This is a genomic window from Gemmatimonas groenlandica, from assembly GCF_013004105.1.
Classification (GTDB): domain Bacteria; phylum Gemmatimonadota; class Gemmatimonadetes; order Gemmatimonadales; family Gemmatimonadaceae; genus Gemmatimonas; species Gemmatimonas groenlandica.
The window spans coordinates 5,058,616-5,081,511 of the sequence record NZ_CP053085.1 but is presented as its reverse complement, the minus strand read 5'-3'; the positions used below and the strand labels follow the sequence as shown (position 1 = coordinate 5,081,511).

23 protein-coding genes are annotated in these 22,896 nt (G+C 65.7%); 8 read left to right on the top strand and 15 right to left on the bottom strand.

Annotated elements, in window-relative coordinates:
* The first annotated feature begins 10 nt into the window (after window positions 1-10).
* Window positions 11-1,471: a cyanophycinase gene (locus HKW67_RS21855; RefSeq protein WP_171227418.1), complete on the top strand. Its 1,461-nt coding sequence runs from the start codon at window positions 11-13 to the stop codon at window positions 1,469-1,471.
* Window positions 1,468-2,475, top strand: a complete 1,008-nt coding sequence (locus HKW67_RS21850; RefSeq protein ID WP_171227417.1) for a c-type cytochrome — start codon at window positions 1,468-1,470, stop codon at window positions 2,473-2,475. Before HKW67_RS21855 ends, HKW67_RS21850 begins: the two co-directional genes overlap by 4 nt.
* Here HKW67_RS21850 and HKW67_RS21845 read toward each other — a convergent pair.
* From HKW67_RS21845 to HKW67_RS22505, 3 genes are all read right to left on the bottom strand, one after another.
* On the bottom strand, window positions 2,462-3,133 hold the full coding sequence (locus HKW67_RS21845) for a fatty acid desaturase CarF family protein (RefSeq protein ID WP_171227416.1): 672 nt from the start codon (window positions 3,131-3,133) through the stop codon (window positions 2,462-2,464). The genes HKW67_RS21850 and HKW67_RS21845 overlap by 14 nt on opposite strands.
* Before the next feature lie 115 nt (window positions 3,134-3,248).
* On the bottom strand, window positions 3,249-5,615 hold the full coding sequence (locus HKW67_RS21840; RefSeq protein ID WP_171223434.1) for a hypothetical protein: 2,367 nt from the start codon (window positions 5,613-5,615) through the stop codon (window positions 3,249-3,251).
* Between the two features lies 1 nt (window position 5,616).
* Complete coding sequence (locus tag HKW67_RS22505; protein ID WP_230981087.1) at window positions 5,617-5,796, bottom strand: hypothetical protein; 180 nt, start codon at window positions 5,794-5,796, stop codon at window positions 5,617-5,619.
* A 21-nt stretch (window positions 5,797-5,817) separates the two neighbouring features.
* Here HKW67_RS22505 and HKW67_RS21835 point away from each other — a divergent pair, with 21 nt between their 5' ends.
* Together HKW67_RS21835 and HKW67_RS21830 are read left to right on the top strand one after the other, a co-directional pair.
* On the top strand, window positions 5,818-6,387 hold the full coding sequence (locus tag HKW67_RS21835; RefSeq protein WP_230981086.1) for an HNH endonuclease: 570 nt from the start codon (window positions 5,818-5,820) through the stop codon (window positions 6,385-6,387).
* A gap of 144 nt (window positions 6,388-6,531) precedes the next feature.
* The gene (locus HKW67_RS21830) at window positions 6,532-7,371 is read left to right on the top strand and encodes a zinc metalloprotease HtpX (RefSeq protein ID WP_171227414.1); all 840 of its coding nucleotides are present in this window, start codon (window positions 6,532-6,534) and stop codon (window positions 7,369-7,371) included.
* 45 nt (window positions 7,372-7,416) lie between these two features.
* Here the strand turns inward: HKW67_RS21830 and HKW67_RS21825 are convergent, their stop codons facing one another.
* Window positions 7,417-7,710 carry a (2Fe-2S) ferredoxin domain-containing protein gene (locus HKW67_RS21825; protein ID WP_230981085.1) on the bottom strand — a complete coding sequence of 98 codons (294 nt, stop codon included), beginning with the start codon at window positions 7,708-7,710 and terminating at the stop codon, window positions 7,417-7,419.
* 69 nt (window positions 7,711-7,779) lie between these two features.
* Window positions 7,780-8,883, bottom strand: a complete 1,104-nt coding sequence (locus tag HKW67_RS21820) for a hypothetical protein (protein ID WP_171227412.1) — start codon at window positions 8,881-8,883, stop codon at window positions 7,780-7,782.
* Between the two features lie 74 nt (window positions 8,884-8,957).
* Here HKW67_RS21820 and HKW67_RS21815 point away from each other — a divergent pair, with 74 nt between their 5' ends.
* A complete protein-coding gene (locus tag HKW67_RS21815; protein WP_171227411.1) occupies window positions 8,958-9,863 on the top strand; it encodes a sulfurtransferase in 906 nt (301 codons plus the stop codon).
* Window positions 9,863-10,333, top strand: coding sequence for an OsmC family protein (locus tag HKW67_RS21810; RefSeq protein WP_171227410.1), 471 nt, complete (start codon window positions 9,863-9,865; stop codon window positions 10,331-10,333). Before HKW67_RS21815 ends, HKW67_RS21810 begins: the two co-directional genes overlap by 1 nt.
* 153 nt (window positions 10,334-10,486) lie before the next feature.
* Here the strand turns inward: HKW67_RS21810 and HKW67_RS21805 are convergent, their stop codons facing one another.
* From HKW67_RS21805 to HKW67_RS21780, 6 genes are all read right to left on the bottom strand, one after another.
* Window positions 10,487-11,803 carry a M24 family metallopeptidase gene (locus tag HKW67_RS21805; protein ID WP_171227409.1) on the bottom strand — a complete coding sequence of 439 codons (1,317 nt, stop codon included), beginning with the start codon at window positions 11,801-11,803 and terminating at the stop codon, window positions 10,487-10,489.
* Window positions 11,804-11,974: 171 nt separating this feature from the next.
* The gene (locus tag HKW67_RS21800) at window positions 11,975-12,781 is read right to left on the bottom strand and encodes a HEAT repeat domain-containing protein (protein WP_171227408.1); all 807 of its coding nucleotides are present in this window, start codon (window positions 12,779-12,781) and stop codon (window positions 11,975-11,977) included.
* Complete coding sequence (locus HKW67_RS21795; RefSeq protein ID WP_171227407.1) at window positions 12,778-14,568, bottom strand: HEAT repeat domain-containing protein; 1,791 nt, start codon at window positions 14,566-14,568, stop codon at window positions 12,778-12,780. Before HKW67_RS21795 ends, HKW67_RS21800 begins: the two co-directional genes overlap by 4 nt.
* Window positions 14,568-15,350: a hypothetical protein gene (locus HKW67_RS21790; RefSeq protein WP_171227406.1), complete on the bottom strand. Its 783-nt coding sequence runs from the start codon at window positions 15,348-15,350 to the stop codon at window positions 14,568-14,570. The genes HKW67_RS21795 and HKW67_RS21790 overlap by 1 nt, the downstream gene beginning before the upstream one ends.
* Window positions 15,347-15,901, bottom strand: a complete 555-nt coding sequence (locus HKW67_RS21785; protein WP_171227405.1) for an RNA polymerase sigma factor — start codon at window positions 15,899-15,901, stop codon at window positions 15,347-15,349. Before HKW67_RS21785 ends, HKW67_RS21790 begins: the two co-directional genes overlap by 4 nt.
* Window positions 15,902-16,124: 223 nt before the next feature.
* Window positions 16,125-16,862 carry a flagellar export protein FliJ gene (locus HKW67_RS21780; protein ID WP_171227404.1) on the bottom strand — a complete coding sequence of 246 codons (738 nt, stop codon included), beginning with the start codon at window positions 16,860-16,862 and terminating at the stop codon, window positions 16,125-16,127.
* A 98-nt stretch (window positions 16,863-16,960) separates the two neighbouring features.
* Between HKW67_RS21780 and HKW67_RS21775 the strand changes: the two genes are divergently transcribed.
* On the top strand, window positions 16,961-18,169 hold the full coding sequence (locus HKW67_RS21775) for an LIC_10091 family protein (protein ID WP_171227403.1): 1,209 nt from the start codon (window positions 16,961-16,963) through the stop codon (window positions 18,167-18,169).
* 202 nt (window positions 18,170-18,371) lie between these two features.
* The gene (locus HKW67_RS21770) at window positions 18,372-18,614 is read left to right on the top strand and encodes a type B 50S ribosomal protein L31 (RefSeq protein WP_171227402.1); all 243 of its coding nucleotides are present in this window, start codon (window positions 18,372-18,374) and stop codon (window positions 18,612-18,614) included.
* An 81-nt stretch (window positions 18,615-18,695) separates the two neighbouring features.
* On the opposite strand, the gene HKW67_RS21765 is transcribed toward HKW67_RS21770, so the two are convergent.
* The 4 genes from HKW67_RS21765 to HKW67_RS21750 all read right to left on the bottom strand — a co-directional run bounded on the left by HKW67_RS21765 (window position 18,696) and on the right by HKW67_RS21750 (window position 22,800).
* Window positions 18,696-19,529, bottom strand: a complete 834-nt coding sequence (locus HKW67_RS21765; RefSeq protein ID WP_171227401.1) for a CopD family protein — start codon at window positions 19,527-19,529, stop codon at window positions 18,696-18,698.
* A gap of 11 nt (window positions 19,530-19,540) precedes the next feature.
* Window positions 19,541-19,933 carry a copper resistance CopC family protein gene (locus HKW67_RS21760; protein ID WP_230981192.1) on the bottom strand — a complete coding sequence of 131 codons (393 nt, stop codon included), beginning with the start codon at window positions 19,931-19,933 and terminating at the stop codon, window positions 19,541-19,543.
* A gap of 96 nt (window positions 19,934-20,029) precedes the next feature.
* Window positions 20,030-20,959, bottom strand: a complete 930-nt coding sequence (locus HKW67_RS21755) for a GTP-binding protein (RefSeq protein ID WP_171227399.1) — start codon at window positions 20,957-20,959, stop codon at window positions 20,030-20,032.
* Window positions 20,956-22,800 carry a permease gene (locus HKW67_RS21750; RefSeq protein WP_171227398.1) on the bottom strand — a complete coding sequence of 615 codons (1,845 nt, stop codon included), beginning with the start codon at window positions 22,798-22,800 and terminating at the stop codon, window positions 20,956-20,958. Before HKW67_RS21750 ends, HKW67_RS21755 begins: the two co-directional genes overlap by 4 nt.
* Window positions 22,801-22,896: the final 96 nt, after the last annotated feature.

The window sequence follows — 22,896 nt, the reverse complement described above, 5'->3', positions numbered from 1 at the left end:
GACGCCACCTATGTCCACTCCATCGTTCGCCGTGCGTGGTCGTGAAGTAATGGCGACGCTGCTGGTCTCGTCGATCGCCTTCGGCTGCGCTGGCACGAGCGGCGCGACCGGCGGCAGCGCCCCCACCGCGAGCTCGCGAGGCACGCCCTCGGTCGGTCCACGAACCGGTTCCGTGATGGTGGTGGGCGGCGGACAACAGGGGCCCGAGGTCTTCGCCAAGTTCATTGAACTCGCCGGCGGACCCGATGCCCTCATCGTCGACGTGCCGACCGCCGGTGGCGATTCCATCGACACCTCCGATGGCGGACGTGGTCTGAAGAACGCCGGCGCGCGCAACGTCGTGGTGTATCACACGACGAGTCGCACGGTGGCCGACGCCGACAGCTTCGTCGCGAAGATCGCGAATGCGCGCGGCGTGTGGTTCGGCGGCGGTCGTCACTATCGCCTCGTGAATTCCTACGCCGGCACGAAGTCGGAGCGTGCCTTTCAGGCGGTGCTCGATCGCGGCGGGGTGATGGGCGGATCGTCGGCCGGCGCGTCGATTCTCGGCGACTATCTCGTACGCGGCGCGCCGTCGAACGACAATCGCCTGTTCAACCATCCGCAGTATCTGAAAGGCTTCGCGTATCTGCGCGGCGTGGCGATCGACCAGCATGTGGTTGCGCGCGAACGACTGCCCGACATGCACGACTCGCTCACCTCGCGGCGACCTGACCTGCTCGGGATTTCCGAAGACGAAGGCACGGTGTGGGTGGTGCGCGGCGACAGCGCCGAGATCATCGGGCGCAACAAGGCGTTCGTGTACAACGGTCGCGATGCCAACGACGCCGGCAGGCCGTTTCTCACGCTGCGTCCCGGTGACCGCTACAACCTCGCCACGCGACGGGTCGTCTCACGGGCGATCGATGCCACGCCGCTCACGCAGAAGTTCGTGGACAACGTGTTCGCCTCGTTTGGGGACGCGGCCAGCGGTGGTGCCACGGTACTCGTGGCACAGGGCGGCAAGGTGTTGGTGAGCCGCGCCTATGGCATCGCCGTGCAGCGTCGTTTCACGCCGGAAACGGGCGCGCCAAACTTTGCGCTCCAGGGACTGTCTGCCGTGTTGAACGCGGTTCTCGCACCCGATAGCACGGGTCGCATATCCGCCGCGTCGGTACGTCGCGTCACGGGTATGGGCGGCACGCAACGACTGGCCTACGACAGCACCACGAAGCTGTGGAGCGGCACAGTCGACGATCTGTATCGCTTCGATCAGGCGCGGTTGGCACAAAGCACGGAGCCGAAGGGCTTCGGGCTCGATACGCAGCGTGGCGACGTCACGCAGGTCGTGTACGGCAGCGGCGAAGGACGGCGCTTGGCGTGGGTGCGATATCCCGGACGCAAGACGACGATCATCATTCTCACCAACGATGATCGTTTCGACGCGAAGGCGGCAGCTGATCGGATTGCAGAACGGTTGCTGGCTCGATGACGAGTCGTGCGACGATCGTCGCGAGCGTGACGGCGCTTTTCGCCAGCGTGTCCGTCGGGGCGCAAAGCGCTCGCGCATCGTTCGACGTGCCCGCGTGGGCCTTTCCGACGTCACCGGCGCCGAATCCGGCGCCAAAGCCCGACAGCGTGGTCCCGCATCGCGTACCGAACTCGTCGCGGAGCTACACCATGCGGCAGGTCGGGAACGGATTCGACATCCCGGACTGGTTTCCGGCATCGCATCCGCCGATGCCGTCATCGGTGCAGTACGGTGTCGCCCCGAACGCCCGTGCCTGTGGATACTGCCATCTGCCCGATGGACAGGGTCGCCCGGAGAATGGCACGCTGGCCGGATTGCCGGCCGACTACATCATCCGACAGGTGGCGGCGTTCAAGAACGGCACACGACTCTCGGCCAACCCGGTGCTGAGCACGAACAGCATGCACACGCTGGCGAAGTGGGTCGCCGACTCCGACGTCGTTTCGGCGGCGCGCTACTTCGAGAAGCTCACCCTGACCCGTCGCAACCGCGTCGTCGAAGTCGCCCGCGTACCGAAGACGCGCATCGAGATCATGCTGTACGCGTACGGCGACACGGGCACCGAACCGATCGACGGTCGCCTGATCGAAGTGCCCGAAACGTTCGCACGTCATGAGCTGCGCGATCCAGGCGTCCAGTACATCACGTATGTGCCCGTCGGCAGCATCACCCGCGGACGGCGGATCGCCACTCGCGGCCCCGCCGGTCCGGCGACGTCGTGCGTGACGTGCCACGGGGTGGACCTGCTGGGGAAAGACGCGGTGCCGCCGATTGCCGGGCGCGCACCGTCGAATATTCTGCGACAGCTCATCAACTTCCGCACCGGGGCCCGACATGACTCCGCAAGCATTACCATGACACCCGTGGTGGAGAAGCTGACGGTGGGCGACATGGTCGCACTGGCGGCGTATGTCGGTTCGCGCGCGCCGAACCCACGCACCCGTGCAAGGGTCACGCTCCGTTAGGTGCCGCTTCCCGCGCCAATTCCATGGCGACCCGGCGCTGCACGAAGGGGAGATGTTCGCCGAAGAACTCCGGCTCTCGCGCCAACACAAGGGCGGCCCGCTGCGCATCGCCCCGGCGATGCACGCCGAAGACGCGGGCGATGATCCACTCCGCCGCGGCCCAGCAATGTATGCGTTCGAGCAGTGGATTCACGAAGTTGGTGAGGATACAGTAGTTCGTGTTGCGCTCGTGAATGTGATGCGCGCGGTGATGTGCTGGTGATTGCAGTACGCCCAGCTGCTGCAGTCGACGCACGAGCGGTGGGTTATCTCGCGGCCGCTGGTGACTCCACTTGTGTATCTGGTTCATGTTCACCGCGAGACACAACCCGAGCACCAGCATCCAGGTGAGCATTCCTGCCAGCCAGGCCGCCAGCGCGATGACGACACCGATTGCGAGCAGCGTCCGCGAGCTCATGATCCACGATTTCGCCAGAATCGCGCGCGGCGCATAGTGATGCAGAATGTTGGGGCGCGTCACATGCGTGCCCACGATGGGCCAGAACGGATGGCCGTACGTGTCCTCCCACCAGTGGAAGAGGCCAGACACGAAATCGGTCACGAGCACGACGGCCACGACTTTCAGCACGATGACAAGCACAAGCACGACATGAACCATGGGCGCACCTCGGTGAGGGTCATCCCGAGGGTACCGATTACCGGTATGAGCCAGCCATACGTCGTGCGACGCAGGGGAACGCACCGCTACTTCTTCCGGACCGTGTGCTCTTCGCTCAGGTCACCCACGCCGTCGCGTCGACCACGACCCAACCGGCGGGCCCTTCAACGAGAGTGAGCGTGAACCCGCTCGCGTAGCCGCCTGACCGTGTCGTCCCGCGAGAGAAGAGGGTGGAGTGCGTCACCGCGACCTGCACGAATGGTCCACGTTGTAGCACGGGACCGAACTCGATCAGGTAGGCGCTGTCGCCCGGCCGCAACGTCCAACCGCGCTCCACGGGCGCAAAACCGAGCTCGGTCGCGCGGGCGCGCACCGCGTCTGGGTACTCGTGCATGAGCACATAGCGCGGCAGGCTGTCCTCCCTGGCCGGCACCCGGTACCACCTGTCCCCGCCCGCCGGAGAATCACTGCGCGCCAGCACACTGTCGGCGAACACCATGTTGACGATGTGACGCCCGATGATGGCCGCGATTGAATCGCTGGCGGGAGGCATGCGACCCAATCCAGCGGCGCCCATGCCGCCGAGGCCCGGTCCACTCAGCTGCGCTTTCGCCGCCAGTCGATCCGCTCCTTGTGGATTTGCCAGAATTCGCGCCATCTCCGCGTCCGTGAACACACGGTCGCCGATCGCGATCAGCAGCGTGTTGAATAGCGCCCGCGCCGAATCCGAGGTCGTGCTGTCGCGATATCGTCGGAACGCGGCGGCGTAGTCATGACCGGTGCGCACTGCCGCGAAGCGAATCGCCGAAACCGCCTCCGGCGATACGTGCAGCGAACCGCGCCGGTTGATACTACGGCTGATGCGCAGCATCGCCGTGTCGGCGCGCAGCGAACGCTCGTAGCTACTGTCACGACCTACCAGCCAGTGCCGCCACGCGTCGTACGGCGCATTGGGCTCGGGCATCGGTGCCTTCGCACCCGCCACGGCACTCGAGGCAACGCCTTGCGCAAACCACAGTGCCCGCGTGGCCAGGAAGGGGTTCGTGGCCGCGTACGCGATCACGGAATCCGTCCAGACACGTGGATCGGACACCATGGCCGCGACGAGGCCAACGGCCTGCAGTCCGGGCTGGCCGGTTTGCACATCGGCACGCATGGCTGCGCACGCGTCTGGCCGGCACACTGGTGGCTCCCCATCGGGCGCCAGCACGGGAGGCTTTCGCATCAACGCATCCAGCAGGTTGAGAGCGAGCAGCTCGCGATCCACACCGTTTCGGAATGCGGTCGCCGCATCGGCGAGCGACGGACGAAGCATGTGATAGTCCGCCACAGAGATCGACAGATCGCGATACTGTATGCCTTCGGTTAGGCGAGCGAGGATCGACGCCGTATCGCCAATGGCCAGCGCGCGCGCGCGAACACGGCTCCAGGTGGTGGTGTCAGGCGTGGCATCGTCTGATGTGCGGGCGAGCAGCGCTCCCCGGATCGAGTCCCGAGCGCCGAGCGTGCGTGCGCTCTCGAGCCGTGAAAATAGCGAATCGCGGCCGGCACGCGTGAGCGGTTGCGGCCGCACGGCATCATAACGCACGATATCGAACGGCTCGCGCGGGGTGGCCGACTGCCAGAACGCATCGTGTAGGGTGGACGTGCGCGCCGACGAAATGAACAGTGGGCTGCGGAAGGCACCGCCCAAGCCATCGTCCAACACGATCGTCCCCTTCATCGTTAGCGTGTCCCGCATCAGGAACGCCCGATGGGTTTCCGCATCCACCAGCCTGATGCCGACAATGGTGCCGCGTACCGACTCGCGCACACGTTCGACCGTTTTGTGAAAACGAGAGGGGCGCAGGAGCGCGTGCACAATCGTGATGGCCGTACTGTCGCGCACGACACGCGCCCGTCGCCCCGAGACGCTCGTGTCACGCATGACTCGGCTGGAGCGCACCGCGTCGATCGTGAGCGCGACATCACCGGTGCCGTCGGCGAAGTGCGTGCGCCGCACCCCGGCTCCCATTGAGGGCCCTGCCTCGAACAGCGCACCGCTCTCGATCAGCGTGCGCAGATACGCGTGCACGGCGACTTGCTCAGCCTGCGCGCGCGGCAGTTCGGCGCCGTATCTCCCCCCGTTGGACATGGCCCGCGTGGGTCGCGGGCGAGTACTGACGCTGGGTAAACCGAGTACTCCCCGCTCCACGGGAATACGAACCGCAGCCACCGCGTTGGCGCCCAACGGTTCGTAGAGCGCTGCCGATGAGTGAAGTACGCCCCCCGCCGCCGAATCAACACGCAGGCTCCAGGTGAACTGCTCGCGATATCCTGTGGGGATATGCGCGGCCCGCTTCGCGTCGGGAGCGCGGACCACGGCCCCCTGCACGCGTACGATGGCGAACGGCCGGGGGACGGGCGGAACTACCGTTCGCGTGGGGGCGCCCTGCGCGAACGTCACCAGCGGGAGCAGCGCCCCCGCCAGTGCGAGCAACACGCTATTTCTTCTCGATCGCATCCCGTACGTCGAGCAGAATCTCGAAGTACAACTGTTCACGACGATAGGCGAAATCGAGCGACGCCATCGCGGCGGGATCGGCCGTTTCCTTGGCACGATCGAACGCTTCGCGGTACATCTCTTCGAGATTGTTCAGGATCCGTTCACGGGAACGCGACATACGCAGGCCCTCGAGGGCTTTGTGGGTAAGGCGGGGCGGGACGTCATCGGGGGTCGCCGTGGCTTCCTCGGTGTCGAGGAACCTGGTCAGCTGATCAAAGATCATGCGACGACCGCGATCCGGGAGATTCACAGGAGTGGTGATGACAGGCAGAACCGGGTGAACCGCTTCGAGATTTTCGCGCGAGACGAGTTCCGCTGTGTGTACTGCGGGCTCGTGCACGAACCGGACGCTCTCAGCGTAGACCACGTCCAGCCGCGGATGCGCGGCGGCGACGGGTCATACGGCAACGTAGTGACCGCCTGTAGGGGCTGCAACACGCGCAAGGGAAGCCATTCCCTCCCCCGTTTCCTTGCGGAGTCGCCGGAGGCCCGACGGAACTTCTTCAAGTTCGCGCGGTATGTACATGCGAGACACTTGAAAGCGGTGGCCGAGGAGCTTGAGCGCCGGGGCGTGGTGGTTGCCTCAACGGAGCTCGTGGAGGGGATCCGGGGGCTGCGCAGCTCCGAGGCCATCGCTGAACTTTTACAGCAGCAGGACCCTCCGTGCCAGCCAAGAACGGACGGAGCGCAGGACACCGAAGGGGAGTAGCCACGCCGGATGCAGTCGTCAGGCGAGACCGTCGTACACGGAACACATCACTTCGCCCTCATCGGCGCATCTGGTGCGCGTCGTGCGCGAGGACTCGCCTTTTTGTTGTACCACAATTTCAGAACCGACCCAAGAGAACGATAGATGAATAACGTCAAGGTGTTCGTGCTTATGGCTGGACTGACCGCGCTGGTGGTCGCTATCGGGCAATCGCTCGGCGGCGGCACGGGTGCGATCATCGCCTTGCTGATGTCGGCCGCGATGAACCTCTTCATGTACTGGGGCTCGTCGACGATGGTCCTGCGCTCCTATGGCGCGCAGGTCGTCACGGCCACCGAGGCGCCGGAGCTGTACGAGATGGTGGATCGGCTGCGTCAGCGCGCCGGGCTGCCCATGCCGACCGTCGCCATTGCGCCCCAGGAACAGGCCAACGCGTTCGCGACCGGCCGCAATCCGGAGAATGCCGTCGTGTGCGTGACCCAAGGCATCGTGCGCACGCTGTCGAAGGACGAACTCGAAGGGGTGCTCGCGCACGAGCTCGCACACATCAAGAATCGCGACATGCTGCTGCAGACGATCGCGGCCACCATGGCCGGCGCCATTAGCAACCTCGCGCAGTTCGCCTTCTTCTTCGGTGGACGCAGCGACGACGAGGACAGCAATCCGATCGCTGGCATCGCGATGTTGATCGTGGCGCCGATCGCGGCGATGCTGATCCAGTTCGCGATCAGTCGTCAGCGCGAGTTCAAGGCCGACGCGGTGGGCGCCGAGATCAGCGGCCGTCCGCTGTCGCTGGCCAGTGCGTTGGTAAAGCTGGAGAACGGTGCGCGTCGTATTCCGATGCAGGTGTCGCCGAGCGCGGCGCCGCTGGCGATCGTGAACCCGTTGGCGGCGTTCAGCATGCGAGGCGCGAGCAAGCTGTTCAGCACGCACCCGCCGACGGAAGAGCGCGTCGCGGCGTTACAAATGCTAAGTACGAAGTAGGGAGTACGGGGTCAGGAGTACTCCCTACCCCGTACTTCATACGCCTTACTCGGCCGTCATTCGATGAAATACGGCTTCCTCGATAACGCGTCCGTCTTTCAAATGCTCGAGTACGATGCGCTCGAGCAGCTCGAACGTGACACCGGCATACCAGACGCCCTCCGGGTACACCGCGACAATGGGACCGCCGGTGCAGACGCCAAGGCAGGGCGCTTCACTGCGCTTCACGCGCGTGGCGCCGAACAGCAGTCCTTCGCGTTGCAGCAGCGATGCCAGTCGCGCGTAGATCGCGCGGCCGGCGCGATTCTCGCCGCAAAAGTTCCCAGTACAGACCAGCACGTGCCGGGTGTACCGCTCCATCTCGGGTAATCGGCTGCTTTGCATCGAACTAAACTATCGCGCTGCGCTTCAGCCTCGCAGGACCGCCATGACCAGCTCGCCGACGATCAGCACCACGATGGCGATTTCCAGCGTTTCGCTCCGGTGCGCCTGCGCCTCGCTGTTCAACATCGCGTAAGTCTCCCGCAGAATGGCCAGTTTGCGATCGATCCCAGCCCGCCACGCGCGGCCACGGAACAGTTCGAGTGCGGCGGAATACACGCGGGCCAGATACACATCGTCGGTGACCTTGAGGGCGTTCTCTACCCGTTCCACCAGCTCGGTGGAATCCGCCACCTGCGCCTGCAGGCGTGACAGCAGGGCGGCGAACCGCCGGCCGGGAAAGACCGATCGGCGCGCGCGTGCCGCTTCGATGGCGTCATAGAGTCTGGGGAGCTCGGCATCGAGCTGCGCGTCGTAGTAGCGCAGTTCGAGCAGCTGCGCATTCGCGAACTCGAGGATGTACTGGAGGTCGGTATCCTCCTCGCGCGGCTCAACGACGAGGGCGTTCTCCCAGGTCAGCAAGGCGAGGTCGTCACCGTAGTACGTGAACCGGTGCGGCAGCAACTCGCGTCGGGCCTCGGCGCTGAGCGGGCGCGTTTCATTGAGCAGCAGCGGCACGACGTCCAGTGAGGCCAGCGCCGCCGCCGACAGCGGCGTGCCCTGGTCGTCGGTGATGTGCGTAATGCGGAAGACCGTGTAATCCTCGTGCACGGCGGCCACCGCCGGCCGCTCGATGGCCGGCCGCATGCGCTCACAGATCAGCTGCAGCTGAGTCTGCACCAGGGTGTTGATCCCGGGGTGGTGCTCGAGCCGCTGTCCGAACGCCGTGAACTGCTCCCAGGAACAGGCCGCCGGCGGGCGGATCCGCACGCGCAGCGAGACGACACCGAAGTCGAAGACTCGCGCCGAGAGCTCTACGTCATGGGCCGTCTCGTCGACCACGAGCACGTCGCTGCCGAGCGATACCGTGACGGGCGGATTGCTGATCTGGAGCGCCTGCCCCTCGCCACGAACGGGACGGACACGATCGGGCGCGCTGGCCGCCAGCAGGGCGAGCGCGCCCTCAAGATCAATGGCGTATCCCACATCGAACAATCGATACGCGATGGCGGATCCGAGTACGGTGAGCATTCTGCAATCTAGCGCGTCGCGACTGGCGGGCACCGCCCCTCGCCACCCAACGCGCAAGTCGCTAGCGTCCATACATGTCCCCAATTTCCGCACTGCCCGATACGCCGGATCCGCGCATCGCCGCCAAAGGCTACGCGCACCCGGAGCGCCTTGTCAGCACCGACTGGCTGGCGGCGCACCTCGACCACCCGTCGCTGCGCCTGCTCGAGTGCAACGAAGACGTACTGCTGTACAGCGTGGAGCACATCCCCGGCGCGCAGAAGCTGGACTGGCACATCGACCTGAACGATCAGGTCGAGCGCGATTATCTCGCTCGAGACGCCTTCCAATCGTTGCTGCGCGCCAAGGGCATCGACGAGACGACGACCGTTGTCTTCTATGGCGACAAGAACAACTGGTGGGCCACGTACGCGTTCTGGGTCTTCCAGCTGTTCGGGTTCGACAACGCGGTGGTGCTGGATGGCGGTCGCGCCAAATGGCTGGCGGAAGACCGTCCGACCACCACCGATGTACCGTCATTTCCGGCCACCGCGTACGCGGCGCGCGAACGCAACGATGGTTCCATCCGCGCGTTCATCGACGAGACGCGGGTGCACATGCAGTCCGGCAAGCCGATGGTGGACGTGCGTTCTCCGCAGGAGTACACGGGCGAGAAGCTGCACATGCCCGATTATCCGCAGGAAGGCACATTGCGCGGCGGCCACATTCCCGGCGCCCGCAGCATGCCGTGGGCGCGCGCCGCGGCGGCCGACGGATCCTTCAAAACGGCCGCCGAACTGCGGGCCATCTACGAGGGCGAACTCGGACTCGCTCCGGGCGATGACGTGGTCACGTACTGTCGGATCGGCGAGCGTTCCTCGCACACCTGGTTCGTGCTGACGTACCTGCTGGGCTTCGAGAAGGTTCGCAACTATGACGGGTCGTGGACGGAGTGGGGCAACGCCGTGCGCGCACCTATTCGCCAAGGGGAGAAGCCATAATGAGCGAAGAGCAGCTGAAGGACACCACCGCGATGCCGGTCGCCGGCAAGCCACCGGCCACAGTACAGGTCACCTGGTCGGGCGATCACGTGTTCGAAGGCGTCCGCTCATCGGGTGGTCCCGCCATCACGATGGATTCGAGTGGCAAACAGGGCCCGTCACCGGTCGATACGCTGCTCTGTGCGCTGGCCGGCTGCACCGGCGTCGACGTGGTCGACATTCTGACCAAGCGCCGCACGCCCATGAGCGCGCTGTCGGTCGAGGTCGTCGGTGAGCGCTTCGCCGGCACGCCGAGCCGCATCACGAAGATCCATCTGGTCTACCGTATCATCGGCGCGGGCGTGGAGCGCGTGCACGCCGAACGGGCCATCGAGCTGGCGGTCACCAAGTACTGCTCGGTGCGTGACTCGCTCGACCCGAACATGCCGATTACGTGGGCGCTGGAGTTGAACGGGTCGTACAGCGAGTAGTGCGAAAACGCTGGACCGAAACGGCCATCGGCTTAGGGGGCAGTGAGGAGGGAATCAAGAAGGAGGACGCAGGACGGCGCACGCGCGTCGTTTCCTGCGTTCTCCCCCCTGACACCCTCCCTCCTGCCCCCTAAGCCGTTGGCCGTTAACGATCTACTTAATGAGCCACACTCTCTGATTCACCGGATATAGCCACTCCACACCGCGCTCGGTCACGATGGCATCGTCTTCGAGCGGGATGCGCACCTTCGCGCCTCCCCAGTCGGGGTTCGGCGTCCACGCGAACAGCTCGATGGAGAACGGGTTGTACGGTTTGATCGCGAACGTCATCTGCCGCGGATTGAACCACGCGATCGACGGGCCGGCGCCGTGGCCGCGATCGCCCACGGAGTGGCAACCGAACATGACCTCGACCTGGTTGTCGTTGGTCACTTCGTTGAACGCGCCCTGCATGCGAAAGCCGGACTTCACGATCTCCGTTTTCAGCTGCTCGACCATGTCACCAGCCGTCGGTCCCGGGCGGATCGTGCGTCGAATGACATCGCGCACCTTGAGCGCGTTATCGAACGCCGTCTGAATACCCTTGGGCACCGCCGTCTCGCCGGGTTTCAGCACGTAGGCCATACGCTTCACGTCGGTCCACACGTTCAGATAGCCCACACCCCAGTCGATGATGAGCAGATCGCCGCGCTGAATGATGCGATCGGTGCTCGTCGCCTCGATGCCTTTCGGGCCGGTGATGTACACGGACGGCATATCGAACGATGAACCCAGTGCGCGCTGCTGCAGCTGATCCATCATCCACCACGCCACATCTTCCAGCGTCGTTACACCCGGCGTGATCACCTCGTTGCTCAACGCCCGTTCGGCGATGCGACGCGAGATCTCCCCCGCTTCGCCAAGCGCCACCATCTGCGATGCGGTAAAGCCAGAGCGATAGTCACTCACCACCTTCTCGGCCGACACCACCCGCGACGCGAACTCGGGACCGATCTCCTTCACGAGTCGATCGTACGATGTCTTGGAGAGCCCGTCGGCCGCCCCGACTTCTTCCGACATGTTGAGCGCAATTTTCTTCGGATTCCGCTCGGCGATGAACGCCTTGAGCGGAGCGAAGCCGCGCACGATGTCGTACACCTTGCACTGCTCCAGCAGATAGCCGCTCACACCGATCGCCGCGCGCTCGATGCGATCGCCGCCGCGATCGGTGAAGATGTAGTAGCCCACACTGCCCACGTATCCGCGACCGAGATCCTCGTACATGGGATCGAACTGATTCTCCTTCTGCATCACGATCCACATGTCGACGCCATTCTCGCGCATCGCCCGCGGCAGGATCTTGTCGAACTTGTCTTTGCGGATCTGACACTGGCGTTCCCAGCGCACACGCGCCGGCTCGGCCGGGGCTTGGGCGGAAGCGGCGGAGGCGCTGAGGAACAGCGCCGCGGCGATGAGGCGGCAACGGGACATGGGGGCGGGTTGGGGTGCGGTAGTATGCCGCCGGATTTGGAAACTGCCAACTGCTTAGGAAGCAGGAGGGAGGGTGTCAGGAAGGAGGGTGCAGGATCACCGCGCGTGGGTCCTGCTTTCTCCACCCTGATACCCTCCCTCCTGCTTCCTCGGCAGTTGGCAGTTTACCGCCTACCGGCTCCCCACCTTCCCCGCGATCCACGCCATCGCCCGTGGATCCTTGTTCCTGGCCAGCGCCTGCACCGCCGTGCGGCGCAGTTCCTTGTCGGGCAGCGACTCGGCCATCTTGATCAACGCCGGTACCGCTTCGTCGGCGGGGCGCCGGCTGATCGTGTTGATCGCGGTGCGACGCAGTTCGCGATCACCGGGTTCGTACGCAATCGAATCGAGCGTGCTCGACACGCGCTCGCCGACCACTTCGCCGAGCCAGTTCACGGCGCTCGACTTCACATCCTGACTGCGTGAGTCATCCTTGGCGATACGCAGCAGGGTGGCGGCTGCATCCACCGAATCGGCGAGCGTGGCAGCGGTGAGTGCGCCACGCGACGGCCGGTCAGCACCGCGCTCGGCTTGCCTCAGAAGCCAGGTGCCGGCGGCGACCGCCGATACGGCCCCGAGGTCGGTGATCCCGGTGTCGGCGCGCCAGCGGCCACCGACGTACGTGCGGATCTCCTTCGTGTCGCCCGCCTCGCGCACGACGACCACGCGCACCGGCCCCTGCTCACAGTTGTTCTCGACGTCGTTGCCGCCGTTCCACATGCCGTTGAACTGCCCCGACCGTCCGCCGTCGCGTGAGCGATACCAGCTGTTGCCGTTGCCGCACACCCCGCTCCGTGCCGCGAAGGTCAGGCGCACCCGGCCATCGCGCACCGCGTCGATGCGCGAGCCGAGTGACTGAGACCGTGCGGGTGAACCGGCGAGCGACGACGAGAGCACGAGCGTGATCGCGAGCGCGATGCCCTTCGTCGTGGCGTTCATCGGTCGATGATCTCCTGCAGCAACGCCAGCGCGCGCGGATCCTTGGTGCGCGTGAGCATGCTGACGGCGGCCTTGCGCAGCTCGAGATTCTTTTCGTTACGCGCCACGTCGATCAGCTTGTCGATGCCGGCGTTGTCGCGCATGGAGCCGAGTGAGCTCAATACCTGGCGACGAATCTCGAGATCGGGGCTCTTGTCGTAGATCGTGGTGAGCTGCGCCACGATGTTGGCGGCCGAGGCACCGGTGTTGCTGCTGACGACGTTGGGCGTGCCCTGCGCGCTCGTGGTGTACCGCACCGAGCTGAAGCCCACGCTGCTGAGCATCGACACCGCGGTCCGACGCGCGTCCAACGACTCGCGCTGATTCGTCGCCAGCGCCACCAGGAAATCCCGCGACTCTTCGGTGCGGCGCGACGCGATCTGCGACAACACGCGCATCTTGAGTTGCTGCTCGTCGGATTTGCCGTACATGTCCTTCAGGAACGACATGTTCTCATCGGCGCTACGACCGGCGCCGGACATGTACCACTGCATCGCATCGCCACGCAGTTCCATGGGCGAGCTGCCATCGAGCGCGATCTCACGCAACGTCGTCGCGGCCCGCGGCTGCTTCGACCTCGACAGCGCATACACCGCACGCTTGCGCAGGTCGAGATCGTCGCCGCGGCGCGCGAGGTCGATCAGCATGCCGGTAGCTTCGTCAGTGGGCACGTTGGCCATCCAGAACACCGCCTGTTCGCGCACTTCCTTGTCCGGATCCGACTTCGCCACGTTCATCAGGATCTCGGCGGCTTCCGGCTGCTTGCGCGAGGCAACCAGCCACACCGCCGTGCGACGCAGCTGCTGCGTGCACGCTTCACGACGCGCCAGCACCTTCTTGAGGATCGGCATCGCCTTGTCGGCGTCCATCTGTGTCACCGCATTCAGCGCATCGATGCGTTCGTCGTCGTTGGCGCGCGGGCAGCCATCCCGCGTGGCACTGTCAGCGCGGCCCATCAGCGTGGAGGCCATCGCCTGATCACCACGACGCGCCAGCACGCCTTGCATGCGCGCGCGGAGAGCGGCGGCATCGCCGCGAGTAGCGGCCTTCGGGAACTTCTGCGCCTGCGTGTCAAGTGTAGAAAGTGCCTCCGCGATGTTCTGGTCGCCGCCGAGGCGCTGCAGCGCGAACGCCTGCCAGTAGTAGGCGTCCGGCGTGTAGGCGCTATTCGGATACCGGCGCCAGATCTGATTGAACATGTCGGCCGCTTTGCGATACGCATCGCTCGAGAGCGCCTTGCGCGCTTCACGATAGAGCGAGTCGGCGGGATCGGCCTGCGCCCATGCTTCTGGGGCCTCGGTGCGATAGCTGCGCGACCGTGATGCGGACAGACCAGCGAGCCCAGTCAGATTTACCACGCCGTCCACCGCGGCGAGCGCACTCATCTCGACCATCGGTGCGATCGCCGCCATGCTGGAGCGGACGTCAGCGCGAATCGCGTCGCGATCGATATTCATTGACATGCGCGCCGCGTCCATGCCGGCGCGTGCCGCTTCCGCGCCAGCCCGGGCCGCACGCGAGGCTTCGCGTTCGATGTCAGCACGCCACATGGGATCCATGAAGGCGCCATCCATCGACCACACCGACGGTGTCGGCGCCGTGGCGGGTGTCGGTGCCGTTCGCGGCGTCGGCGCGGGTGCCGGTGCAACGGGCGTGCGGGCCGGGCGCGGCGCGCGGGGCGGTTCCTGCGCCGTCAGCGTGCCGGCACAGATCGAGAGCGCGGCGGTAAAGCGGACAATGCGAGACATCAGTCTCCTCCGTAGGTCAGGCTGTTGATCGTTTCCTCGATCGGACGCGACGCTGTGACAATGGCGCGCACCCGCGGGAGGAGATTCGTTTCGCGAATGGTTTCCTTCGGTGCGCGCTGCGTCTCCGGCGCGGATCCACGCGCCTGGATGATCTGCACGAGCACCAACTCAAGGTCCTGCAGCAAGCGGCGCGTCCGTTCGTCGCGCAGTTGTGGTTCGTCGATCAGCAGTCGCGTGGTGCTGAGCAGATCACGTGCCCACGCGGTGACATCGGCACCCGGTCCCATTGACGGGTCCTGATCGCGCACCGTGGTGAGCAACGCGACCGTCCGGGCGAGATGCTCGCCCATGGCCACGCGCACTGGGTCGCTCGACTGCGGCAGCTCGGCGAGTGCGTCCGGCCCGAGACCCGCGCCGCTGCGGGCCCGATCGTTCGGCACTCGGGCGCTGTCGGACACGGCCACGATTGTTGGCGCTGCCGGTACGACATACCGACCGATCGCCACGCCGCCGACCAGCACCGCCGCGACGGCGGCCACCCGCGTCCACAGGCGTGGCGAGGGAAGCGCGCGCCTCACCGGCGGTGTCGTCGCCCCACCTGCCGCAGCGCGACGTTCACGATTGATTCGCGCCCACATCATCTCGCGCGGTACGACCACGTCGGCGTCGAGTTCGTCGGCCGCCTCGCGTGCCAGTTCGAGCATCCAGGGCTCGAGCGGCACATCGTGCTCGTCGTCGCTTGGGATGTGGTGTGGTTCGTGCTTCGAAGGTCGATCGGTCATGCCAACTCCTTGCCGAGCTGCCGGGGAGCGAAGGCGGCCAACGCCACCCGCAGCTTTTCTCTGGCACGGAAGAGCTGTGATTTGCTGGTGCCGATCGCGACACCAAGCGCTTCACCGATCTCCTCGTGCGTGAACCCTTCCACGTCGTGCATCACGAACACGGCGCGTGTGCCGGCGGGAAGGGCCTCGATCGCGGCCTTCAGGCGAACCTTGAGATCCGGTTCGCTCTCCACCGACGCATGCGCCACGGTCGTCGCTTCCTCGAGGGGCGCCGCGAAGGCATCGCGGCGCTTCTGGGTACGCAGACCGTTCAACGTGATCGAAACGGCGATCGTGTGCAGCCAGCTCGACAAGGCGGAGTCGCCACGGAACTGTTCGATCCGGCTGAAGGCCCGGATGAAGGTGTCCTGCGTCCACTCCTGGGCCAGTTCAGGACGTCCGCTCATTCGGAGAATGAGTCGGTACACGCGGTCCACGTGGCGGTCGTAGAAATCCCGTTCCGCCGCGTGGTCCCCCGTCCTGAGCCGATCAAGCAGTTCCGTGTCAGTCATGGACACTGCCGTCGCTCACTGTCGTCGTTTCGATGCGCATGCATGTGCGCGTGAAAGACAGAGGGATTGCCGAAAGGGTTGCATTGGAATGGAACGGCCAACGGCTTAGGGGGCAGGAAGGAGGGTTTCAGGGTGGAGGAGGCAGGTGAACCGCGCGTGTTTCCTGCTTTCTCCACCCTGATATCCTCCTCCCTGCCCCCTAAGCCGTTGGCAGTTCTTGCAGTTACCGCTCGTAGCGCGGGACGGCGACCTGCTCTCCATGCACCTGCGGCACCGGGATCGGCTCGGCGGCCCCGACACCTAGGCTCTTGCCCTTGTCGGACATCACGCGAGTGAGGAAGCGCTGCCCCTCACCGATACGCTCGACTTCGATGGCGATCGACTCCACCGCTTGGCCCATCGCGTCGAGGCGATCGGTCACGTCCTTCGGAATCGGGGCGACCACCGTGGCCCCCTTCTTCCAGATGCGGCGGGAATATGCGATCGCGAGCGGCATCAGCACGGCCAGCGTAAAGACGATGGGTATTGCGATGATCTCGTCGGGTGGCCCACTCCGCGCAGGCCGAGGCGGCTCCGTCGTGGCCCCGGGAATCGCGGCCGCCTGCGCCACCGCCGCGTCGGCCTTCGCCAACTGCTGGTCAACTGCCGAGATGCGCCCGTCCAGTTCCTTGATGCGCGATTCGACGCCGGCTCGATCCACCGCGTTGTCCACGTTCCCATCGCTGCGGAGTTCGTTGCGGAGGTCCTGACGCTGCGACTCTAGTCGCTCCAGCTGATTTCGCAGCTCACGACGCTGGGCCTGCGCCGCCTGGTACACCTCAGTCGGCGCCCCCGTGATCTGACCCGTTCCCGTCTGCACCACGAACGGCACGGGCGGCGGCGTGGGAACCGTGGGCGGCGCGGGTACGGCGGGAATTTCCTGCATGAGATCGGCGATTGAGGTGCGTGCGGAACGTTCCACATGGGATCTGACTCCCCGTCGGTCGTACGACGCGATTGCGCTCCGGTTTCAGCAACCTGCAACCTTGCCTCTCCCCGCACCGTGCGTAAGGTCAAGGGATGAGTCGCCACGCGCCCCTTCTGAAGCTCGCTGCCGTTGCCGGAGCTACCCTCGTCGGCCTCGTCGCCTGCCGCCACGGCACATCCCCGATGGCGCCGACCGGCGGCGCGAATGTCGAGCCGTTTCGTGCGCTCCCAGCCTCGCAATCGGCGATGCTTCCCGAGCGCCTCGCCGACAGCACGTGGTGGCGCATGGTGCGCGACATGTCCGAGCCCGGAGGCTACTTCCGCTCCGAGAACTTCGTGTCGAATGAGATGGGGCTGCAGCATGTCATCGCCCGCTTGCGCGTGACCAGTCCGCCAGGCGGCGTGTACGTGGGCGTCGGACCCGAGCAGAACTTCACGTACATCGCGGCCCTGCAACCGCGCGTGGCGTTTATCGTGGACATCCGCCGTCAGAATCTGCTGCAGCATTTGTGGTACAAGGCGGTGTTCGAACTCTCACCGACCCGGTCGACGTTTCTGGCGCGCCTGTTCGCGCGGCCGATCGCGGGTACGACGTTGTCCGATGTCGCGGAAAGCGCCGACACGCTCATTGCCCGACTCGATCGGCGTGCGGCCGACTCGGCGTTCTTTCGTCGCACGTTCGCCGAGGTGCGCGATCACCTCGTCCGCACGCACGGCTTTACGCTCGACTCGTCCGATCTTGCGACACTGCGCTACGTGGACAGCGTGTTCTACAGTACGGGCCCGTCGCTGAACTACTCGAGCGGAAGTACCGGCGGCTTCGGCGGGGGGCGCGGCTTCCGCGGCATGCCCACCTTCGCCATGATTGCGACGGCCACCGATCCCGGTGGCGCGAACCTTGGATTTCTGGGCACAGACGCGTCGTATCAGATCGTCCGCGACATGCAGCGACGGAACCTGATCGTGCCGCTGGTGGGCAACTTCGCCGGCCCCCGTGCGCTGGCCAACGTGGGCGGCTGGCTTCGCGAGCGCGACGCGCGAGTGAACACCTTCTACACGAGCAACGTCGAGCAATACCTGTTTCAGCAGGGCGACGAGTGGAGCCGCTTCTACGCCAACGTGTCCGGCCTGCCGCTCGATACGGCGGCCTCGTTCATCCGATCGGTCACCAACAACCGATTCGGTGGGCAGCCCTCGGGCTTCATGATGGGGCAGCTGACCAGTCCGATCGTGTCGCTGGTCCGGGACGCGGCCAACGGCATCCTGTTCGGCTACGGTGACGTGATCGGACGGTCGAAGTAGGCCTTTGTTATCGATATCGGGGTATCATTAGACCGAAAACCCGTCCTAAACGGGCCGGACCGCTTGACCTTGCCGCCCGAAACGGCGATTCATTCAGGCTCGCCGAAACAGGCGACCGCATCGCATGGGCTTTGCCCTGTCGATCGGACCCCCATTTAGAAACGCGCTCCCGCCGGAAATGGTGGCGCATGCTGGAGTTACCATGAAGGAAGGCATTCATCCGCCGTACCATTCGGTGGTGTTCAAGGATTCGTCCACGGGCGCGACGATCATCACGCGCTCGACGATGACCAGCGAGCAGAAGATCAAGATGGAAGACGGGAACGAGTATCCCCTCATCCTGCTCGAAATCACCGCCGATTCGCACCCGTTCTACACCGGCACGCAGCGCCTCATCGACACGCAGGGTCGCGTCGACAAGTTCAAGAAGCGCTACAACCGCTAAGTCCTGCGATGTGGTACGGAGAAGCCCGCGAGCACTGCTTGCGGGCTTTTTTCGTATGTCACCGACGGCATGGCCGCTGGCTCACTCGCCAGGCGGCTCCATGCCGGTCATCCAGGCCGTCGCGCAGAAGACCACCGCGGCGACGAGCAGCTCCGACCGCACCGCCTTTCTCGCCGGCACCTGTCCCGCCGCGATCCGTCGCCGCTGTGCGTACCCCAACGCCAGCACGACCAGGACGAGCGCGACCTTGAGGAACAACACGCGCCCGTAGGCACTCGCCAGTACGGCGGTGATCGTGCTCGCACCAACGCGCCGCCACCCGCTGCCGACGCCCGACAACAGGACCACCGGCGCCATCACGGTGGCCGTCCGGCTGAAGGTGCGCCACTCACTCGCGGTTGGCGCCGCGCCTCCCACACTCCCCGCCCCTGCCAGCATCAGCAGCGCGAGGCCGCCAATCCACGCGCCCACACCCGCCACGTGCATGGCATCGAACAGGCGCGAGGTCAACGGCCACTGTTCATCGGCGGCGGCATGCCCAAGCCCGCCCATGGCGGCCGCCACGCCGAGCACAGCGAGCAGCAGGAACAACGACGTCGTACGTGTGCTCCGCAGGGGCAGGAGAATCGCCGAGAGCACACAGGGAATCGCCAGCTGCATCCACCCCCGCCCCCAAGTGGTATCGCGCAACAGGCCTGGCAGCTCGGTGAACGTCAATTCGAGGGCCTGTTGCTGCAGCAGCAACAACGCGAGTGGCGCGATGACGAGGGCAATCGCGCTCACCCACAGCGACAAACGCACCGCGCGCCGCTCCTGCCCGGTGTCGCTTTCGACAAACGTGAGCGAGGCGCGCCCGATCGCCACGGTGGCGCCACCGTACAGCAGCAAGCGGACGAGCGGTGCGGCGAACTCCACGCGTGTACCGCTTACTTCGCGGCGCCTACACGAAAGCCGAACGTCCCCTTCACCACATGCCCGTCCTTCGACATCGTGCGCCACGACACGCTGTAGCTGCCGCCGGCGAGCGTGGTCGGGACATCGGCGCGCATCACTTTCGGCGCGCTCGGCTCACGACGCAGCGAGCCAAGTGCGACGGGTGCCCCGCCCTCTTTCGACAGCGTGAGCTTGGCGCCGGTGAGTTCGACGGCCTCACTCAGCTCGATCGTGATCTTCTCGGGCGACGCCACCAGCACCGTATCGGCGGCCGGGAACGAGCGGACGAGTTTGAGATGTCGCATCACCGCACCCGATGCGAGAACGGGAGCGCTGAACGCAATGACGGCGACGAGGACGGTCGATCGAACGAGTGAGCGAGACATCACGACGGGAGCTCCGGAAGCAGGAAGGACGGGACCGATAAATCTGCTACACCACAGCTCGCGAAGAAATGCCATCACCTCTGGCTTTTGCCCCGACTAGGTCAGCGCCGCGATCCGCAATTCGAGGTCGTCGAGTGACATCCCTACCCCGATGAACAGCGCCGTCGCCTCGGCGTCGGCGTGCGGCGACGACTCGTCGAGCTGTACCTTCTTCCGCCCCGGCACCCGATTCCAGACGAACATGTCGGCCGGCTGATCGACGAAGCGTACGAGCCCCTTGGCGCGCACGACGGCCGCCGGCAGGGCCTGCACGAAGGCCAGGAAACGCGCCCGCTCGACGACGCGAGGGAGCGGCAGGGCGACGCTGCCAAAGGGATGCGTGTGCCCGTGGCGATGCCGGTGCGCCGTGGCAACGCCCTGCGGATCGCGTCGCGGCGTCTCACGTACCGAATCTGCCAGTGACTGCAGTGTGGCGGCGAATTCCCCCGGCGTGGTGAACGCCGCGCGGGCGTTCACGGCGGCGACACCCTGCTGGACCGCATCGCGTCGCGTGGGCGTAAGCTTGTCGGTCCAATTGAGATGCACGTGCGTTGCGGTGGTGGTCTGTGCCGCTTCAAGGCCGTTATTCCACCAGCGCTTCTGCCAGCGCGCCGCGTCGATCACGGTGAGTTGCAACGGCAGCGTGAAATGCGTGAGCGTGGTGTCGGTGGTGAGATAGCCCAGCAGCTCGTCCGTTTCCGTAGCCCCGTTGGCTTCGATCAGCATCACACTGCCCGGATCATTCGGCACCGCCTGCAGCGTATCGAGCAGCTCACGCAGTGAACCGCAGCACACGCACTCGCCATTCAGCGGCGTGACCAGCGCATCAAGCTCGCCGAGTCGCGCGGCGTCGATCTTCGCGTTCTCGAAATCATTCAGCACGATGCGTACACGCACGCCCCGCTCGAGCAGCTGCGGAATGAGCGTGGTGAGAAAGCGCGTCTTGCCGGCGCCGAGGAAGCCGGCCATCAGCACGAGCGGAATCATGCGTGCGACATCCGGAGCTCGCCCAGGAACCCACGGGCGCCGCGTCGCAGCACCGAAGCGGCGTACAGTGCCGCCAAGGCGAGCACCGAGAACAGCTCGAGTGACGTGGTGGTGTCCAGCGAGGCCTGAGACAGCGTTGGCAGCGAAGCGGCGGGCAGCACCACGTTCACCAGCAGACCGATCGCGACGGCGGCGACAATCATGGCGGCGGCAAACGCGTAGGCAAACCGCTGGCCATGCAAACGCGAGAGAATCCCGATCGTCGCCATGTTGGTGGCCGGTCCGGTGATCAACAGCGCGAGTCCGGCACCGGGCGACACGCCAGCCGCGACGAGCACCGCCACCAGCGGCGTCGAGGCCGATGCGCACACATACAACGGCAGGCCGATCGCCGCGAAGAGCAACACATCGACACCGCCGGGCAGTCGCGTCATCCACGAGCCCTGCATCAACGGCCCGAGCAACGCGGCGATGATGAGACCCACGAGAATCCACGGCGCCGTGTGATCGACCATGTCGGCGAAACCCGTGCGCATCGCGGTCTGCAGGCGGGTGCGCAGAGAGAGCGACACCACCGCCTCCGCCATCGGCAGCGAGCGTGTCGCCGTACGAGGAGCCGCGAGTCGAGCCATGACGAGCGCGACGACCAACGCGACGGTCGCCGCAGCCGCCACACGGACGATTGTGAACGGCGCCCCCAACAACGGCACCGACATCAGCACCGCATCAATGCCGAGTTCCGGCGTGGCAATGAGAAACGCCACGGCGGCGGCCGTGGAAACCCCTTGCTTCACCAGCCCCTCATACAGCGGTACGACGCCGCAGGAGCAGATCGGCAGCGGGAGCCCAAGGGCCATGCCGGACAGCCCCTGGCGTAGCGTCGAGCCGCGATTCAACCACGCGAGTTTTCCCGGCGCCACGAAGGCGTGTACCAATCCCGCCATCAGGTACGCCACCAGCAGGGCCGGCGCGCTTTCCATGGCCAACCCCTCAAACGTCGTCCACATCGCGCGCAGCGAGGCATCGCCGTGACCGCTCTGGCTGATGTGCAGTACGACCAGCAGGGAGATGCCGAGCAGCGCGCCGATGCCGTTCGGGACACGCGTGTGGGCGTCGAGACGAATTTCGTCGTGCTCCGCATCCACCGGGTCCGGGGCGCCGTGCGCATGGTCGTGATCGTGAGCGTGAGCGTGCCCGTGCTCGTGGTCGTGAGCGTGGCCGTGGCCGTGCTCGTCATCGTGCGCGTGCGAATGCGCGGGGTGCGCGATCACATGCAGCAACGAACCACCGACCACCGCTTCAAACCAGACGCCGGCGCGATCGGGCAGCACCGCGAAGATCGTCGGCTCGGCGAAATAGCCCACCACCGTCGTCAGCGCCATCAACGAGAGCACGAACCAGGTGACCGAACGCGGGCGATCGCTGAGCACCCACCACACCATGAGACTCACGGGGAGCTGGTGCAGCACGACGCCATAGCCGATCAGGCTGGACGGATTGGCGTCCGACTGGGCCAGCGCGCTGCCGTCGAGTGCCGAGTGAATGGCGACGCCGACCAGCGCGAGCAGCAGCACGGCGGTGTGCGTTTGCTGCACACCGAAGCGGAACAACCGCTCGGCCAGATTCGGCAGCGTGAAGCCGACCAGCATGAACAGCCCGGCCCACAGATCGCGGTGCTCGAGCGCATGCGGGATCACATCGAGCAGCACCAAGCCACCGATGGTGACCAGCACGAAGCCGTCGATGAAGGCCAGCATCTGGGGGCGGGCCTTGGCTGCCCGGGCGACGAGAGGCCCGGTGCCCAGTCCCGCCATGCTGGCGAACAGCAAGGCGTGGTTCATGACGAGAGCGCGTAGCCCGAGTGCGCGTAGCGGCCGTGTGACCCGACCATCGACCGTAAAAGCGACATCCCGAATGATAGTCTTATTGCGAAGTCA

Excerpts from the sequence above, each read along its gene's own strand:
- HKW67_RS21855 (WP_171227418.1), top strand. The coding sequence starts at position 11 with ATGTCCACTCCATCGTTCGCCGTGCGTGGTCGTGAAGTAATGGCGACG.
- HKW67_RS21850 (WP_171227417.1), top strand. The coding sequence starts at position 1,468 with ATGACGAGTCGTGCGACGATCGTCGCGAGCGTGACGGCGCTTTTCGCC.
- HKW67_RS21845 (WP_171227416.1), bottom strand. The coding sequence starts at position 3,133 with ATGGTTCATGTCGTGCTTGTGCTTGTCATCGTGCTGAAAGTCGTGGCC.
- HKW67_RS22505 (WP_230981087.1), bottom strand. The coding sequence starts at position 5,796 with ATGTCGCGTTCCCGTGAACGGATCCTGAACAATCTCGAAGAGATGTAC.
- HKW67_RS21830 (WP_171227414.1), top strand. The coding sequence starts at position 6,532 with ATGAATAACGTCAAGGTGTTCGTGCTTATGGCTGGACTGACCGCGCTG.
- HKW67_RS21820 (WP_171227412.1), bottom strand. The coding sequence starts at position 8,883 with ATGCTCACCGTACTCGGATCCGCCATCGCGTATCGATTGTTCGATGTG.
- HKW67_RS21815 (WP_171227411.1), top strand. The coding sequence starts at position 8,958 with ATGTCCCCAATTTCCGCACTGCCCGATACGCCGGATCCGCGCATCGCC.
- HKW67_RS21810 (WP_171227410.1), top strand. The coding sequence starts at position 9,863 with ATGAGCGAAGAGCAGCTGAAGGACACCACCGCGATGCCGGTCGCCGGC.
- HKW67_RS21805 (WP_171227409.1), bottom strand. The coding sequence starts at position 11,803 with ATGTCCCGTTGCCGCCTCATCGCCGCGGCGCTGTTCCTCAGCGCCTCC.
- HKW67_RS21800 (WP_171227408.1), bottom strand. The coding sequence starts at position 12,781 with ATGAACGCCACGACGAAGGGCATCGCGCTCGCGATCACGCTCGTGCTC.
- HKW67_RS21795 (WP_171227407.1), bottom strand. The coding sequence starts at position 14,568 with ATGTCTCGCATTGTCCGCTTTACCGCCGCGCTCTCGATCTGTGCCGGC.
- HKW67_RS21790 (WP_171227406.1), bottom strand. The coding sequence starts at position 15,350 with ATGACCGATCGACCTTCGAAGCACGAACCACACCACATCCCAAGCGAC.
- HKW67_RS21785 (WP_171227405.1), bottom strand. The coding sequence starts at position 15,901 with ATGACTGACACGGAACTGCTTGATCGGCTCAGGACGGGGGACCACGCG.
- HKW67_RS21775 (WP_171227403.1), top strand. The coding sequence starts at position 16,961 with ATGAGTCGCCACGCGCCCCTTCTGAAGCTCGCTGCCGTTGCCGGAGCT.
- HKW67_RS21770 (WP_171227402.1), top strand. The coding sequence starts at position 18,372 with ATGAAGGAAGGCATTCATCCGCCGTACCATTCGGTGGTGTTCAAGGAT.
- HKW67_RS21760 (WP_230981192.1), bottom strand. The coding sequence starts at position 19,933 with ATGTCTCGCTCACTCGTTCGATCGACCGTCCTCGTCGCCGTCATTGCG.
- HKW67_RS21755 (WP_171227399.1), bottom strand. The coding sequence starts at position 20,959 with ATGATTCCGCTCGTGCTGATGGCCGGCTTCCTCGGCGCCGGCAAGACG.
- HKW67_RS21750 (WP_171227398.1), bottom strand. The coding sequence starts at position 22,800 with ATGAACCACGCCTTGCTGTTCGCCAGCATGGCGGGACTGGGCACCGGG.